General features: G+C 29.6%; 13 protein-coding genes and 1 pseudogene. All 14 read left to right on the top strand.

Annotation, left to right across the window (positions count from 1 at the left end):
- The first annotated feature begins 821 nt into the window (after positions 1-821).
- The 14 genes and pseudogenes from aroF (at position 822) to nifH (ending at position 16,889) form a co-directional block, all read left to right on the top strand.
- On the top strand, positions 822-1,853 hold the full coding sequence (aroF, locus tag CLPA_RS18660; protein ID WP_003447734.1) for a 3-deoxy-7-phosphoheptulonate synthase: 1,032 nt from the start codon (positions 822-824) through the stop codon (positions 1,851-1,853).
- Positions 1,837-2,694, top strand: a complete 858-nt coding sequence (locus tag CLPA_RS18655; RefSeq protein WP_003447733.1) for a prephenate dehydrogenase — start codon at positions 1,837-1,839, stop codon at positions 2,692-2,694. Before aroF ends, CLPA_RS18655 begins: the two co-directional genes overlap by 17 nt.
- Positions 2,687-3,748, top strand: coding sequence for a 3-dehydroquinate synthase (gene aroB / locus CLPA_RS18650; RefSeq protein ID WP_003447732.1), 1,062 nt, complete (start codon positions 2,687-2,689; stop codon positions 3,746-3,748). Before CLPA_RS18655 ends, aroB begins: the two co-directional genes overlap by 8 nt.
- 17 nt (positions 3,749-3,765) lie before the next feature.
- The gene (aroA, locus tag CLPA_RS18645; protein ID WP_003447731.1) at positions 3,766-5,058 is read left to right on the top strand and encodes a 3-phosphoshikimate 1-carboxyvinyltransferase; all 1,293 of its coding nucleotides are present in this window, start codon (positions 3,766-3,768) and stop codon (positions 5,056-5,058) included.
- A complete protein-coding gene (aroC, locus tag CLPA_RS18640; RefSeq protein WP_003447730.1) occupies positions 5,039-6,121 on the top strand; it encodes a chorismate synthase in 1,083 nt (360 codons plus the stop codon). The genes aroA and aroC overlap by 20 nt, the downstream gene beginning before the upstream one ends.
- Before the next feature lie 241 nt (positions 6,122-6,362).
- A complete protein-coding gene (pheA, locus tag CLPA_RS18635; RefSeq protein ID WP_003447729.1) occupies positions 6,363-7,565 on the top strand; it encodes a prephenate dehydratase in 1,203 nt (400 codons plus the stop codon).
- Positions 7,566-7,568: 3 nt separating this feature from the next.
- A complete protein-coding gene (gene aroE / locus CLPA_RS18630) occupies positions 7,569-8,384 on the top strand; it encodes a shikimate dehydrogenase (protein WP_003447728.1) in 816 nt (271 codons plus the stop codon).
- A gap of 150 nt (positions 8,385-8,534) precedes the next feature.
- The gene (locus CLPA_RS18625; protein ID WP_003447727.1) at positions 8,535-9,047 is read left to right on the top strand and encodes a shikimate kinase; all 513 of its coding nucleotides are present in this window, start codon (positions 8,535-8,537) and stop codon (positions 9,045-9,047) included.
- A gap of 67 nt (positions 9,048-9,114) precedes the next feature.
- The gene (aroQ, locus tag CLPA_RS18620; RefSeq protein ID WP_003447726.1) at positions 9,115-9,549 is read left to right on the top strand and encodes a type II 3-dehydroquinate dehydratase; all 435 of its coding nucleotides are present in this window, start codon (positions 9,115-9,117) and stop codon (positions 9,547-9,549) included.
- 1 nt (position 9,550) lies between these two features.
- Entirely contained in the window at positions 9,551-10,177 is a 627-nt protein-coding gene (locus CLPA_RS18615) for a GntR family transcriptional regulator (protein ID WP_003447725.1), read from the top strand.
- Between the two features lie 145 nt (positions 10,178-10,322).
- Positions 10,323-11,465, top strand: a pseudogene (locus CLPA_RS18610) (betaine/proline/choline family ABC transporter ATP-binding protein); the annotation flags it as partial.
- The gene (locus CLPA_RS18605; protein WP_003447713.1) at positions 11,465-13,039 is read left to right on the top strand and encodes an ABC transporter permease/substrate-binding protein; all 1,575 of its coding nucleotides are present in this window, start codon (positions 11,465-11,467) and stop codon (positions 13,037-13,039) included. The pseudogene CLPA_RS18610 and the gene CLPA_RS18605, both read left to right, overlap by 1 nt.
- Positions 13,040-13,214: 175 nt before the next feature.
- A complete protein-coding gene (locus CLPA_RS18600) occupies positions 13,215-14,972 on the top strand; it encodes a helicase-related protein (RefSeq protein ID WP_003447711.1) in 1,758 nt (585 codons plus the stop codon).
- 1,089 nt (positions 14,973-16,061) lie between these two features.
- Positions 16,062-16,889, top strand: coding sequence for a nitrogenase iron protein (nifH, locus tag CLPA_RS18595; protein ID WP_003447709.1), 828 nt, complete (start codon positions 16,062-16,064; stop codon positions 16,887-16,889).
- The last annotated feature ends 116 nt before the right edge of the window (positions 16,890-17,005 follow it).

Raw genomic sequence — 17,005 nt, 5'->3', positions numbered from 1 at the left:
TTTAGTACTTTTGTCATTTATAAAACAAGCTCTTATTTAATATGATTAAATCTAATAATTTTAAAGTGAGGAACTTTTAAGAGAATTTATTGTAGAAAATAATTTTATACATAAAAAACTCACTAAAATCATTGACAGCAGTTTCTTATTTGTTATAATTAATATAAACAGAGTTCTTTGTTTTAGGTGTGGTTTTTACAACTAAAATTTAGAAATAGTTATCCAGGGACGTTGTAGCCGTTATCTCTAATTTTGTAGTTATGAAAGTATTACGGATGGTAGTCATCGGATAAAAGTTATTTATCAAATATTTTGTAAGAAAGTTGGTGAATTTATATGAATAAGCTTCTTAATGGAAAACTTAATAATGTATATGGTTTTTATTTTAGCTGGGGCTTTTATTTTAGCGCTGGTTATTATTTTTGCACAAAAAAATTTCATATATCTTCACATAATGAGTTTAATAGATTGGTAGCTGTTTAATGAATCAATCATAGAGGTTGTTAATTTAAGGAAGACTCATTGAGAGTCTTCCTTTTTATTTTATAAATAATATTAATAATAACACTCTGCTTAATTGCTTAATAATCAAAAAACAGGTATAATATAATTGCTTTAGCACTATACAGTGTAAAACAGATATTCTGTTATCAATAAATATTTTCATATTAATTTGTGTTTTGAGAAAAATAAGCTTAAGTGTTGACATTTCCAATATTTGATGAAGGAATCAATTTATCAAAATCAAATTTAGCTTACAAATATCTTCTAAATTTGTAATGGGAGATTAAAAATAAATTAAAATAGAGGAGGCAATTATTATGATAATTGTTATGAAGCCAAATACATCGAAAAATATAATAGAAGATTTTATAGAAAGATTACAAAATAAAGGACTAATAGTTCATACAGATTTTGGTGATAAATACTGTATATTAGGTCTTATAGGAGATACTACAGCTATCGATCCAGAACAGATTCAGGCTCATGATGCTGTTGAAAAAGTTATGGTTGTTCAAGAACCTTTCAAAAAGGCAAATAGATTATTCCATCCTGAAGATTCTGTAATTAAAATAGGTAATGGATCTATAGGTGGAGGTAAATTATCTGTTATAGCAGGACCTTGTTCTGTTGAAAGTGAAGATCAAATTGTCAGCATAGCACAGGATGTTAAACAAGCAGGTGCATCATTTTTAAGAGGTGGTGCTTTTAAGCCTAGAACTTCACCTTACAGCTTCCAGGGTATGGAACTAGAAGGCTTGGAACTTCTTAAAATTGCAAGAGAAAAAACAGGACTTCCAATAGTAACAGAATTAATGGGAACTAAGATGCTTGATAAATTTGTAGAAGATGTTGATGTAATACAAATTGGAGCTAGAAATATGCAGAACTTTGAGCTTTTAAAGGAACTTGGAAAAATCGATAAGCCTATTCTTTTAAAGAGAGGTTTAAGTGCAACAATTGAAGAATTGCTTATGTCAGCAGAATATATAATGGCTGGCGGAAATGAAAATGTAATATTGTGTGAAAGAGGAATTAGAACCTATGAAACTTACACTAGAAATACTCTAGATTTAAGCGCTATTCCAGCTATAAAGAGACAAAGTCATCTTCCTATTATAATTGATCCAAGTCATGCCGCTGGAATGTGGTGGATGGTAGAGCCTCTTTCTAAAGCAGCAGTAGCAGCAGGAGCAGATGGATTAATAATTGAGGTACATAATGATCCTGCCAATGCTAAATGTGATGGTCAGCAATCTATAAAACCAAAAAAATTCAAGTCTTTAATGGATTCCTTAAAGGAAATAGAAAAATTCAAATGGAGCTTTGATATTAATGAAATTGGATTTTAATATTACAATTGTTGGACTTGGTTTAATTGGTGGATCTTATGCTATGGCTCTTAAAGAATTAAATCCCAAGAATTTGTGGGGGATTGATGTGGATTTAAAGGCTATTGAAACAGCAGAAGATTTAGAGATTATAGATAAAGGATACAAAGAGGCAGAGGTTCCTTTGAGTGAATCCGATATAGTTATAATATCCTTGTACCCAGAGGCAGCAATAGAATTTATTAAAAAGCATAAAAATGATTTTAAAAGAGGTGCAGTTATTACTGACACCTCTGGTATTAAAGAAAGTATAGTAAAAGAAGTATCTGCCTTTATACCAGATTATGTTGATTTTATTGGAGGACATCCAATGGCAGGGAGAGAATCTAAAGGACTTGCTTTTGCTTCAAAGGATATATTTAAAAATGCAAATTATATAATAACTCCATCAAATAAAAATAAAAAAGAAAATATTGAGCTAGTTAAAAGCATTGCTGAGGGTATAGGGTGTAAGAATGTGGTTTTAATAGATGCTGAAATTCACGATAAAATTATAGCTTATACCAGTGCTATACCCCATATAATTGCTGTGGCTCTGATGAACTGTGATAATTTTGATAAAGAAAGAGGATATTTTATAGGGGGAAGTTTTAGAGATGCTACAAGGGTGGCATTAATTAATCCTGATTTATGGTCAGAGCTGTTCATTTCCAATAAAGAAAATATATTAAAGGAAATTGAAGAGTTTGAAAATAATTTATCTACTATGAAGGAAGCTATTAAAAATGAAGATTCTACCTTAATGAAGGAAATATTTAATAAGGCAGGTTCAAAAAGGAGGAAACTTAACAGCAATGAGTAATATTATGGTGAATCTTTCTCATAAAACCTATCCTATTTATATAACAAAGGGTCTTATGAATTCTATTGGAAAAGAAATAAAAAAAATATATAGTGGAAATAAAATTGCTGTAGTAACAGATTCTAATGTAAATAGTTTTTATGGAGATAGACTGGAGAAAGCTTTAAAAGATGAAAATTATAATGTAAAAACTTTAGTCGTAGAAGCTGGTGAAAAGAGTAAATCTTTTGAAGTACTATTAAAACTATATGATGAACTTTTAGATTTTGAAATCACTAGAGGAGACCTCATAATTGCATTAGGTGGAGGGGTAGTTGGTGATTTAACAGGTTTTGCTGCTGCTACTACACTAAGAGGAATTTCTTTTATTCAAGTTCCCACCTCACTTTTAGCTCAAATAGACAGCAGTATTGGTGGTAAAGTAGCCGTAGACCTTCCAAGAGGTAAAAACCTAATAGGTAATTTTTACCATCCAGAAGCAGTATTTATTGACCCAGATGTGTTAAAGACTCTGGATAAAAAGTTTCTACATGATGGCATGGGTGAAGTTATAAAATATGGTGCCATCAAAGATAGACAGTTATTTGATAAACTCATGACCTTTAAAGATGATAATGATCTTTTAGATCATATAGATGAGATAATATACAGGTGCTGCAGTATAAAGAAGGAAGTAGTAGAGAAGGATGAAAAAGACAAAGGTGATAGAATGCTTCTTAATTTTGGTCACACTTTAGGTCATGTTATAGAAAAATATTTTAATTATGAGAAATACACTCATGGGGAAGCAGTTTCTATTGGGATGTATAAAATTACTGAAAAGAGTGAAGCTATGGGTATAACTGAAAAGGGGACTTCAGAATTGCTTAAAAAGATACTCATTAAATATGGTCTTCCTTTTGAAGTTGAAGCTTTGAATAAGGATAAAGTACTGGAAACTATATCCATGGATAAAAAGAACGATAGAGATAGAATTAATATTATTTTACTGAATAAACTAGGTGAAGCTTTTATTAAAAATATAGATAGCAAGCTTATGGAAAATTATATTTAGGAGAAGTGGATAGGAATATGAATTATGTTAAAATAACTCCATCAAAATTACAAGGGGAAGTGACAATTCCGCCCTCTAAAAGTTTAAGTCACAGAGCTATAATTGCGGCAGGATTTTCTAAAGGTAAAAGTGTTGTAGAAAATGTTATGTTCTCTGAAGATATAGTGACCACCTGCAATGCAATGGAGGCACTAGGGGTCAAAATAGATAAAGTAAAAGAGGCAGATAACATATATACATTGAAAATAGAAGGTAATAGTGATTTAAAGTTGTTAAAAAGAGAAATAGATTGCTCAGAATCAGGATCATCTCTAAGATTTTTTATACCTATTTGCCTGGCTGAAAAAAATGATGTGGTATTTACAGGAAGAGGAAAGCTGGTTTCTCGTCCTTTAGATCAGTATTATAAAATATTTGATAAGCAGGGTATAGAATATTCTAATAATAATGGAATGCTTCCTCTAAATGTACATGGAAAGATTAGTCCGGGAGAATTCACTATAGACGGAGATGTAAGTTCTCAGTTTATAACAGGTCTCATGTTTACTTTACCATTGCTTGAGGGTGATTCTAAAATTATAATCAATAAAACTTTAGAGTCAAAAGGGTATTTAGATTTAACAATGGATATACTGGAGAAAGCCTCTATAGAAATTGTAAATAGAGATTACAAAGAATTTTTAATAAAAGGTAATCAACAATATAATAGCAAAGACTATAGAGTTGAAGGAGATTTTTCACAGGCAGCTTTTTGGCTGGTTGCAGGTGTTATAGGCGGAAAAATAGATTGTCTTGATTTAAACTCAAGCTCTAGACAGGGAGATAAAGAAGTAATAGATATTATAAAGAGAATGGAAGGAAGTTTGATAAATGGAAGCAGCAGTATTGTTGCAAAGACTTCCAACACAAAGGCTACAGTTATAGACGCTTCTCAATGTCCTGATATAATACCAGTTCTTGCAGTATTAGCTGCTGTAAGTGAAGGAACTACAGAGATAATTAATGCAGGAAGACTTAGAATAAAGGAATCCGACAGATTAACTGCTATAACTACAGAGTTAAACAAACTTGGTGCAGATCTAGAAGAAAAAGAAGAAGGACTTATAATTAGAGGTAAAAAAGAACTCACAGGCGGAGAAGTGGAAAGCTGGAATGATCATAGAATTGCCATGGCACTGGCAGTAGCTTCTATAAGATGTACTGATGAAGTTACTATAAAGGATAGCGGATGTGTAAAAAAATCTTATCCTACCTTTTGGGAGGACTTTAAAAAGCTAGGAGGAAATGTCCATGAGTGGAGTGTGGGGTAAAAATATTAAACTTTCAATTTTTGGAGAATCTCATGGTAAAGCCATTGGAATTACTATAGATGGGCTTGTACCAGGGATTAAACTGGATATTGATTATATAAAAGGTGAAATGGAAAGAAGAATGCCTGGTAAGAATAAACTTTCTACTGCAAGAAAAGAAACAGACCAATTTGAAATTCTTTCAGGGTATTTTAATGATAGAACTACAGGAACCCCCTTATGCGCTACAATAAGAAATTCAGACCAGCATTCCAAGGATTATAGTAAGTTAAAGAATCTTATGCGTCCGGGACATGCGGATTATACAGGAAATATAAGATATAGAGGTTTTAATGATTATAGAGGCGGCGGACACTTCTCAGGTAGAATAACTGCACCGCTGGTATTTGCAGGGGCTGTAGCTAAACAAGTTTTGGCTGAAAAGGGAATAGTTATTGGAAGTCATATAAAGAGCATTAGTGATGTAGAAGATAACTCCTTTGATAAAGTTAATGTGGAAGAATCTCTTTTAAAGAGTTTGTTAAAAGAAGAATTTCCTACAATTAATAAGGAAAAGGGTATAGAGATGAGAAAACTAATAATAGATGCTAAAGGAGAATTAGATTCTGTAGGCGGAATAGTTGAAACAGCGATTTTAAATCTGCCTGTGGGCATTGGATCTCCCTTCTTTTATTCTGTGGAATCTCATCTATCTCACATGATCTTCTCTATACCAGCAGTAAAGGGAATTGAGTTTGGAGAAGGTTTTGATATATCTAAACTTAGAGGTTCAAAGGCAAATGATGAGTATTATATGGAAAATGATAATGTTAAAACCAATACTAACAACAATGGAGGAATACTGGGTGGTATAACAAATGGTATGCCTCTTATATTTAGAACAGCTTTTAAGCCAACAGCATCTATAGCTAGACTTCAACATACCATAGATATAGAAAGACATGAAAATGCGGAACTTGAAATAACAGGCAGACATGATCCTTGTATTGTGCAAAGAGCAGTACCAGTAGTAGAAGCTGCTGCAGCAATTTCTATATTAGATTTAATGTATGATATTAAATAGTAGAATCATTATAGGAATAACTAAGTCGGTTTAATATATAATTTTAGACAGTATATATGATTTATGACTAATTAAAATTCATAATGATTGTATTTTACTAATAATTGTTTTATTAAACTTGACTTGTTATTTAGTTTAAGGTAATTTTAGGCTAAAAAGTTTAAGTTTTTGTATAAATAATAAAGTAAATACACTGACTAATTATTCGTTATGTCTTAGTATGAGTAAAGGGGGATTTTCTATGAAAGACCTAGAGGAACTTCGTGAAGAAATTGATGCTATAGATAAACAGATGGTTGCTCTTTTTGAAAAGAGAATAGAAGCCGTTTTACAGGTAGCAGAATATAAAAGTAAAAATTCCATACCAATTTTAAATGCAGAAAGAGAAAAACAAGTTATAGAAAAAAATATAGCAAGTTTAAAAAATAAAAAATTCAGTAATGCTACAGAGAATTTTTTTAAGGCTATAATGTCTATAAGTAGAGATCTTGAAGCTAAGGATATGTGGCAAGATAATAATGTAAAAAAGAAAAGTTATGTAAAGGGACTGCGTTATGAAGTTAAAGAGAATATAGCAAATGAAGCTGAAAATTCTCAGATTACAGTGGGATTTCAAGGTGTATCAGGTTCCTTTAGTGAAGAGGCATTGAATAATTATTTTGGAGAAAAGGTTTATACTTATAATTTTAATCATTTTGAAGAGGTATTTAAAGCATTAAAAGAGGGAAAAATAAAATATGGAATTTTACCAGTGGAAAATTCTTCTACTGGAAGTATTTCAGAAGTATACGATCTTCTTCATAAGTATGGTCTTTATATAGTAGCGGAAAAATGTATAAAAATTTCTCAACATTTAGTAGCAATGCAGGGAGCAAAACTTGAAGATATAGAAGAGGTTTATTCTCACCCGCAGGCATTTGAACAGAGTAGTGTATTTTTCAAGGATTATCCTGAATGGAAACTTATACCGTATTATAATACAGCTATAAGTGCTAAAATGGTATCTGATAGAAAAAATAAAAATATAGCAGCTGTAGCTAGTGAACGGGCAGCTCAGCTATATGATTTAAATGTAATTAAAAGAGATATCAATTATAATAATAGCAATTACACTAGATTCATAATTGTAGGTAAAGAATTGGAAATAGAAAAGGATTCAGATAAAATAAGTATAGTTATATCTATGCCTCACAAATCAGGAGCTCTTTATAGTATTTTAAGAAATTTTTCTGAAAGTAATTTAAATATGCTTATGATTCAATCCAGGCCTATAGAGGGAAAACCCTGGGATTACCTATTTTATATAGATTTTGAAGGAAATATAACTGAGAATAGAATAATGGATGCGGTGGAAGGAATAGAAGAGAAAAGTACATATTTTAGATTGCTTGGAAATTATAAATCAGATTCATTTATAGATATTAATATTGAAAAGAGGGGATAATATATGACATGTTTATTTGGACTTATAGGGGAAAAATTAGGGCATAGTGTATCTCCAGCTATTCATTCTACTATTTTTCACATATTAGAGATGGATGCTGAGTATAAGTTATTCGAAATAGAAAAGGGATATCTTAAGGATGGATTTAAGGACCTGTTAAAAAATGGGGTAAAAGGTCTTAATGTCACTATACCCTATAAAGTAGATATTATGAGTTGTTTAGATGAGGTATCTGTCCAGGCGGAAAAAATAGGAGCTGTTAATACTGTATGTTTTAAAGAGAATAAAATTATTGGTTATAATACAGATTACTATGGATTTGGAAGGATGCTTGAAAAAAGCCATATAGAATCCCAAAATAAGAAAGTTGTAATTCTGGGGGCCGGTGGTGCAGCAAAAGCTGTTATACAATATTTTATAGACAACAGTTCTAAAGACATAATACTTGTAAGCAGAGATAAAAAAAAGGCTGCAGTAAATTTTAAAGATATAGAAATAATTGATTATGAAGAATTAAAACTTTTAAAATCAGGAGATATAATTGTAAATTCTACTCCTTGTGGAATGTATCCTAAAGTAGAGAATTCTCCTGTAGATGAAAATTGTGTAAGTAAGTTTTCATCAGCTGTAGATTTAATATATAATCCTAAAGAAACCTTATTCTTAAAATTTGCTAAAAAGAGAGGTATAAAAGCAGTTAATGGGTTATATATGTTAGTTGGTCAAGCTGTAGCTGCAGAGGAACTATGGAATAATATCACTATTGAGGAGTCTGTAGTAGATAAAATATATGACAAATTTTTAAAAAAACAAATATAAATAAATCCTGCTTAGTTAGAATTGTTGTAAATAACTGTACAGAATGTGAAACGTAAACCCTTATAGTTTATAATCATTGAATAGACAGTCTATGAGGATATTTTAGATTTAACAATTTTAGTTGTTATAGTTAAGAGGTGTAAATTTGTTATGGCTTTACGAAAGAATATAGTATTTATAGGAATGCCAGGTTCAGGAAAAACAACTATAGCTAAAAATATATCAAAGCGTTATGGATTACAATTGTATGATACTGATGAATATATAGAGAAAAAAGAAGGTAAAATCATATCGGATATATTTAAAAATGGAGAAGAATATTTTAGAAAACTTGAAACAGAAGCAATAAAAGAGATTAGCAGTAAAGAAGCTGTAGTTATATCTACTGGTGGAGGAGTTATAAAATCTTCTTATAATATGAAACTTTTAAAAAGAAATGGAATAATAGTATTTATAAATAGACCATTAGAATATATAATAAAGGATGTTGATATCTCTAATAGACCACTCTTAAGTCAGTCTAGAGATAATTTACATAAATTATATAAGGAAAGATATAAGCTGTATAAAGAGTATTGTGATTGTGAAGTTATAAATGATAAAAAATTAAAAATAACTATAGATAAAGTTTCAGATATAATAAAGGAAAAATTAAATTTATAATAAATAATTATTATCTATAGCTGTTATTAAATAATATGAAAAATAAGTTAGAAGGAAGCGTATATTTGTGAAAGTATTAGTGATTAATGGGCCTAATATTAATTTTTTGGGAATCAGAGAAAAGAGCGTTTATGGAACTAAAAATTATCAGGATTTATGTGATTACATAAAATTGCAATCTAAAAAATTGGGAGTTCAGGTTGAGATTTTACAGAGTAATATAGAAGGAGAAATAATAGGATATATACAGGCTGCCTATAAGAAGTATGATGGTATTATAATAAATCCTGGTGCATATACTCATTACAGTATAGCGATTTATGACGCTATTAAATCCGTTTCTATTAAAACTGTAGAAGTACATATAAGTAACATACATTCAAGAGAGGAATTTAGAAGAAAATCTGTTACAGCTCCAGCATGTATTGGTCAAATCTGTGGTTTTGGTTTTTATGGATATATAATGGCTATAATGGCATTGTTAAAGGAAGATGAGGCGTAAAATGGGGAGTGAATCAATAATAAAACCTGTTTATCAAAAGATAGCAATTGATATTGCAAATAGAATAGTAGCAGGAGATTTTGCTGTAGGAGATAAGCTATATGGCAGGTCTTCTTTGGCGAGCCAATATAATGTATCTCCTGAAACCATAAGAAGAGCTACTATTCTTTTAAGTGATATGGGGATAGTAAAAGTTACAAAAGGCAGTGGGATAATAGTAGAATCTGTGGATAATTCTCTAAAATTCATTGATAAATTTAAGGATATAGATTCATTAACTTCTTTAAAAAAAGAAATTATAGATTTAATGACTAAAAAAAATCAAATAGAAAAGAGCATGGATAATGTTATAAATGAGCTAATTGATTATTCAAATAGATTTAACAAGAGTAATCCTTTTGTACCTTTTGAGTTTGAAATATATGCTGGCTTGCATATAGTAGGAAAGGCTATATCAGAGGTAAAGTTTTGGCAAAATACCGGAGCAACTATAATAGCTATAAGGCGTAACGGAAAGCTAATACTTTCACCGGGACCTTATACTGTATTTTTAGAAAATGATGTGTTTATCGCTATAGGCGATGAGAGTACCTATTATAGAACTAAACAATTTTTATATAAAGACTAAAAAATCTTGAAGCAATTGCTTCAGGATTTTTTTGTTATTGTATTAAAAAGTCATTATTATTTTACTGCATTAACTTCTGGAAAATTTTGTGCTTATTTTACAGTGAAACAACTTTGTGGTATAATTAAGTTGTTACTTTCCGAAGAAATGGAGGAATATTATGATAGAATTTAAGGGAATTAATAAAATAATAAATGGTAAAAAAATACTTCGAGATATAAATATAAAAATAGAAAAAGGAGAATTAGTTACGTTTATTGGACCTAGTGGTTGTGGAAAAACTACTACATTAAAAATGATAAATAAACTTATAAAACCTACCTCAGGTGAGATATTAATTAATCGAAACAGAATTGAAGAAGAGAATACTATTAAATTGAGAAGAAGTATGGGGTATGTAATACAACAAACAGGTCTTCTTCCACATTTAAACGTAAAAGAAAACATAGAATTGATACCTTCCATAGAAAAAGTTCCAAAGGGAAAGGTGGATAAAAGAACAGAGGAATTATTAAAATTAGTGGATATGGAGCCAAAAGATTATTTATATAAATATCCTAGTGAGCTTAGTGGAGGTCAGCAGCAGAGAGTGGGAATAGCAAGAGCCTTTGCTATGGATCCCGAAATAATATTAATGGACGAACCTTTTAGTGCTTTAGATCCTATAACTAGATGTCAGCTTCAGGATGAGGTGTTTAATATACAACAAAACATTAAAAAGACAATAGTATTTGTAACTCATGACATGGATGAAGCGTTAAAACTGGCAGATAAAATTTGTATTATGGAAGCTGGAAGAGTAGTTCAATTTGATACTCCCGAAAACGTATTAAGGAATCCAATTAATGATTTTGTAAAAAACTTTATTGGAGCTAATAGAATATGGAATCAACCAGAACTTATAAAGGTTAAAGATATTATGATAGAGAATCCTGTAAAGTCTAGTGCAGAGAGAACAGTAATACAAGCTATAGAAATAATGAAGTACAATCATGTAGACAGCTTGCTTATAGTAAATAAAGATAATACATTAAATGGTATTATAACATTAAAAGAAATTAGAGCTAGTACCAATAGAAATACAAAATTAAAAGATATAATGGAAACGAAAGTAATAACAGTTAATTATGAAGAGTCTATATTAAATGTTTTGGAGACTATAGAAAAAGAGAGCATAGGATATGTTCCAGCAGTAGATAATGATTCTAAATTAGTAGGTCTTATTACTAAAAGTAGTTTACTGTCTGTACTAAGTGATCAACTTATGAATAAGGAGGTAGAAGCATAGTGCAAGAATTTTTTAGTTTTGTGGTTGATAGAAAATTACAAATATATGATTTAATTATTCAGCATATTCAATTAACGCTATTTTCAGTTATAATTTCTATATTAGTTGGAATTCCACTAGGAATATTAATAGTTAAATTAAACAAGTTATCTACTCCTGTTATAACTATAGCAAATATAGTTCAGTCCATTCCAAGTTTGGCATTACTAGGATTTTTAATACCAGTTCTTGGGATAGGCAGTAAACCAGCCATTGCTATGGTTGTCTTATATTCATTATTGCCTATTGTAAAAAATACTTTTACAGGACTTACAAATATTAATCCGTCAACTGTTGAGGCTGCAAGGGGAATTGGACTTACCGATAATCAGATACTATTAAAGGTTAGATTTCCTTTAGCTATGCCAGTTATAATGTCTGGAATAAGGATATCTGCAGTTACTGCAGTTGGTCTTATGACTATAGCTGCCTTTATTGGAGCAGGAGGGCTCGGTTATTTGGTATTCTCAGGAGTTCAGACTGTAAATAACAATATGATTTTAGCAGGAGCTATTCCGGCTTGTATTCTTGCTATTGTACTTGATTTTATTATTAGTAAAGTTGAAAATATAGTTACTCCTATAGGTATAAAAGCCTCTAGTAGAACAAGTAAAAAGAAACCATCTATTACTATAGCAGTTATTAAAAAATATAAGATGGCTATTTCTATAATAGTAGTTATATGCATAATTGGAGGAGCTGCATTTGGATATTACAGAAATAAAAATACTATAGTTGTAGGCTCTAAAAATTTTAATGAGCAATTAATATTGGGAAATATGATTGCTTCACTTATAGAACATAATACTAATTATAAAGTTGACAGAAAATTAAATTTAGGTGGTACTAGTGTTGTATTTGATTCTATGAAAAATCATAATGTAGATTTATATGTTGAATATACAGGTACAGGCCTTGTAAATATAATGAATCAAAAGTCAGTAAATGATGAAAATAAAGTATATGATATTGTAAAAGATTATTTTCATAAGAATTACAAAATGGAATGGATGAAGCCTTTAGGTTTCAATAATACTTATGTGTTAGCAGTGAAAAAAGATGTAGCTGATAAGTATAACTTAAATTCTATATCAGATGTAGCTGCAGTAAGTAGTGAATTGAATTTAGGTTCAACTATGGAGTTTGCAAATAGATCTGATGGATATCTTGGACTTCAAAAACAATATGGGTTGAATTTTAAAACAGTTAAGGGCTTAGATGGTGGTCTTAGATATTCTGCTTTAGAAAAAAATGAAACACAGGTAGCAGATGCCTTTTCAACGGATGGATTATTGAAGAAGTTTAATCTTAAAACATTAAAAGATGATAAAAATTTTTTTCCACCATATTATGCAGCCACTCTAATTAGAGAAGATACATTGGACAAATATCCAAAATTGAGACCTTTGTTGAAAAAACTTGAAGGGCAAATTACTGATGAAGACATGAGAAACCTTAATTACAAAGTTGATAATGGTGAGGATTCAAAATTAGTAGCAGAAGAGTTCCTGCGTAGTAGGAATTTAATTGAATAATGTGAAATAAAATAAGGTTTAATATTTGAGATGATTTTATCTTAAATATTAAACCTTATTTATTTTATAACTAATTGTTTAATTAGTAACATTGAAATTACAGCATAGTTTTCATTATGCTATGGTAAAATATAAGTATTAGTGAATGTATAAAAGTTTATTTGGGAGGTATGACATGAAGATTGGAGCTATTGAGAGGAATTTTAGAAAGATAAAGAATCAGTTTGCCCAAACAAAGAACGTGATAAATCATAGTAAATTAAGTGGACTTTGGGAACATGAAGCATCAATAAGAAAAAAACTTAAATTATTAAGAGAATTTAAGCATGAGAATTTAAAAGATTATGATTTAGTATATGAAGGTTATCTATCTTTGCTGGAGTACATATCAAGAAAGCTTATAGAAGCCTATAATAATAAAAATGATACTAAATTTGGGTTTGAAGATGTACTTGAGGAAGACTATGAAGGATATCTTCAATCAGGAATTATAAGCGTACTTATAACAAAACATATACCTGAAATTATATCTGAAGAATTCAATAGAGTGTTTCCGTCAAATCCAAAAGATGAATACAGTGCTGCAAGAAGGCTAAAGAGAAAATTTTATCTGCACTTAGGAGAAACAAATACAGGTAAAACTTATAATGCCATGATGAGGCTTAAACAGTGTAATAAAGGTATATATTTATCCCCGCTTAGAATATTGGCTCTTGAGAATTATGAAAGATTAAATAGTGAAGGTGTAAAATGCAGTCTTATAACAGGGGAAGAAGAAATAATAGTAGAAGGGGCACAGCATATATGTTGTACTATAGAAAAGCTGGATATAAAGGAAATTTATGATGTAGCTGTTATTGATGAAGTTCAGATGATAGATGATGATCAAAGGGGAGCTGCATGGACTAGGGCTATACTTGGAATTCAATGTAATGAAATTCATGTTTGCGGAGCATATAATGCAAGCCCTTTGCTGCTAGATATAATAGAAGATTGTAATGATAAATATAAACTTAAAAGATATATTAGAGATATACCGCTTAAGATAGATTATAGGACTTTTGCCTATAGAGATGCAGAGGAAGGGGATGCACTGGTAGCATTTTCAAAGAAAATGGTGCTGAATTTAGCTTATTATTATTCAAATATGGGCATAAAAGCTAGTATTATATATGGTGATTTACCTCCAGAGGTCAGAAAAAAACAATATGAGCAATTTATAAATAAAGAGACAAAGATTTTAATAACTACAGATGCAATAGGTATGGGAGTAAATCTTCCTATAAAGAGAATAGTTTTTATGGATATAAAAAAATTTGATGGAAATGAAATGAGATATTTAAAATCTCAAGAAGTGAAGCAAATAGCTGGGAGAGCTGGAAGAAAGGGGATATACGATACTGGTTATGTGGCAACTTATAATAAGGTTCAGGATTTTATAAGAGAGAATCTTGATATAGAAGATAGAATAATAGAACAGGCTGTTGTAGGACCTAGTGAGGAAATTTTAAAGATAAAAGAACTTTCTTTAAGAGAAAAGCTTGCTTTATGGAAAACGAAAGAAGAAAAATTGTCTTATTATAGAAAAATGGATGTAAATGAGTACTTAAAAGTACTAGACAGTATAAAAGTATATAGACTTGAAGATAAAATTCAGTGGAGACTTTTAAAAATTCCCTTTGATGTTTCTAATGAAGACATGCTTAATGCATTTTTATTTTATGTAGATGAAATTTTTGTGGCTAAAAAACATAATATATCTAAACCAAGCTGTAATTTAAAGGAATTATATGATTTAGAAATATTCTATCAGAAGATAAATCTCTATTATTCATTTTCTAAGGCATTTAATTTAGAATTTGATCAGGAATGGGTTTATGAAAATAGAATTAAAGTCAGTGATGAAATAAATAATATTCTCATAAAAATCTAATTATTTTAGCTATGCTTGTATTTACTGTGAAATTAGAGACAAAGTAAATAATTTTAATTTTATAGTAAATACAAATTAAAGGAAGTTTGTCCTTTATCTTTAATTTATAATAAAGTAGTATTTTTTCTAATTATATAAATGAATATTAATAAATATAAATATATACTAAGAAGTAAAACGTGAAATAACTAAATTGAATACAATGTATTTATAAAATGTTTATTAAAATCTTATCTATAATTGCTAATTAATTAATAATATAAAATTTAAAAGGGTATTTTCTTTAAATAATACAATAAAAAATAAAAAAAGTTGATAATTTATCAAAAAACTATTGTGTTGCATAACAGATTGTGATATAGTTTTATTATACCAAAAGTAATAAAACGGTACATAATGGAATAAAACACAAATAAAATGTTTTGAAATACTACAAAATGTGTTTTGCTATAACAATTATAAAGACAATTATTTATATTGTTCACTTATACAATAGTTTATATAACATAAGATGATTAAATCCAATAGAAAGCAATATAATAGAACAAATGAGTACTGTATTAATAATAAAATTATGATATAGTCTTATTAATCAATAAATTAATAAAAAACCAACCTAATATTCACAATTTCAACTTGAAAGTTTTTAATAATGCCAACTTTATTAAATTTATCTTGCCATATTTTAACGATTCCATCATGATAAGGTAAATTTAATAAAGCTAGTGCATGATGAACATGAAAATAAATAAATTTTCAAAGGCACTAGACTTACTTAATTTGCTAACTTTGCTTAAGCTTACTTTATAGAATGTGTAATAGAGGAGGTGAATAGTGTTTTAAGCAAATAGGATGAGATTATAAAATCTTCATGGATACTTCGAATACCCATGAAGAAAGGTAATATCATATTCCCAGTGACACTAGATATATTTAACTTACCCAATTTTTATTTTAACATTTCAAGAAGTATTTTTCAAGATAATTTTATAATTTTCAAAAAGGACAGCAGAAGGTAATTTAGTAAAAATAATTTTTATACTACGGCTATATGAATAATCATTTTTTTATATGAAAGGGGAAATTAAAATGACAAGAAAAATCGCAATTTACGGTAAAGGTGGAATTGGTAAATCTACTACACAACAAAATACAGCAGCAGCAATGGCTCACTTCTATGATAAAAAGGTATTTATACATGGATGTGATCCAAAAGCAGATTCAACTCGTCTTATCCTTGGTGGCATGCCTCAGAAGACATTAATGGATATGCTTCGTGATGAAGGTGAAGAAAAAATTACTACTGAGAATATTGTAAGAGTAGGATATGAAGATATCAGATGTGTTGAATCAGGCGGTCCAGAACCAGGAGTAGGATGTGCAGGTCGTGGAGTTATAACAGCTATAGATCTTATGGAAAAAAATGGAGCTTATACAGAGGATTTAGATTTCGTATTCTTTGATGTACTTGGTGACGTTGTATGTGGCGGATTTGCAATGCCAATAAGAGATGGTAAAGCTCAAGAAGTTTATATAGTTGCATCAGGAGAAATGATGGCCGTATATGCAGCAAATAATATATGTAAAGGTCTTGTTAAATACGCAAATCAAAGTGGAGTTAGACTTGGTGGAATAATTTGTAACAGTCGTATGGTGGATTTAGAAAGAGAATTCATAGAAGAATTTGCTGCTTCTATAGGAACTCAAATGATTCACTTTATGCCTAGAGATAACATCGTTCAAAAAGCTGAATTTAACAAGCAAACAGTTATTGAATTTGACGATACATGTAATCAAGCAAAGGAATATGGAGAATTAGCAAGAAAAATAATAGAAAATGAAATGTTTGTTATTCCTACACCTCTTAAGATGGATGATTTAGAGGCTATGGTTGTAAAATATGGTATGACTGACTAAGAGCTGTATCAGTAGTTATAAAATAAAGAAGTTAAATTTTGGTATTAAATAAAGACCAGCTAGTAAAAGTCAATAAAAATTAAAAAAATAATTTATGAGTAAAAATTTGCATAGCA

Origin of the sequence: Clostridium pasteurianum DSM 525 = ATCC 6013 (assembly GCF_000807255.1) — a bacterium.
In the GTDB taxonomy this organism is placed as follows: Bacteria; Bacillota; Clostridia; order Clostridiales; family Clostridiaceae; genus Clostridium_I; species Clostridium_I pasteurianum.
The sequence above is the reverse complement of the archived record's forward strand: the minus strand, read 5'-3'. Positions and strand labels throughout refer to the sequence as shown.

Coding starts and splice junctions, on each gene's coding strand:
- aroF (WP_003447734.1), top strand. CDS start 822: ATGATAATTGTTATGAAGCCAAATACATCGAAAAATATAATAGAAGAT.
- CLPA_RS18655 (WP_003447733.1), top strand. CDS start 1,837: ATGAAATTGGATTTTAATATTACAATTGTTGGACTTGGTTTAATTGGT.
- aroB (WP_003447732.1), top strand. CDS start 2,687: ATGAGTAATATTATGGTGAATCTTTCTCATAAAACCTATCCTATTTAT.
- aroA (WP_003447731.1), top strand. CDS start 3,766: ATGAATTATGTTAAAATAACTCCATCAAAATTACAAGGGGAAGTGACA.
- aroC (WP_003447730.1), top strand. CDS start 5,039: ATGAGTGGAGTGTGGGGTAAAAATATTAAACTTTCAATTTTTGGAGAA.
- pheA (WP_003447729.1), top strand. CDS start 6,363: ATGAAAGACCTAGAGGAACTTCGTGAAGAAATTGATGCTATAGATAAA.
- aroE (WP_003447728.1), top strand. CDS start 7,569: ATGACATGTTTATTTGGACTTATAGGGGAAAAATTAGGGCATAGTGTA.
- CLPA_RS18625 (WP_003447727.1), top strand. CDS start 8,535: ATGGCTTTACGAAAGAATATAGTATTTATAGGAATGCCAGGTTCAGGA.
- CLPA_RS18615 (WP_003447725.1), top strand. CDS start 9,551: ATGGGGAGTGAATCAATAATAAAACCTGTTTATCAAAAGATAGCAATT.
- CLPA_RS18600 (WP_003447711.1), top strand. CDS start 13,215: ATGAAGATTGGAGCTATTGAGAGGAATTTTAGAAAGATAAAGAATCAG.
- nifH (WP_003447709.1), top strand. CDS start 16,062: ATGACAAGAAAAATCGCAATTTACGGTAAAGGTGGAATTGGTAAATCT.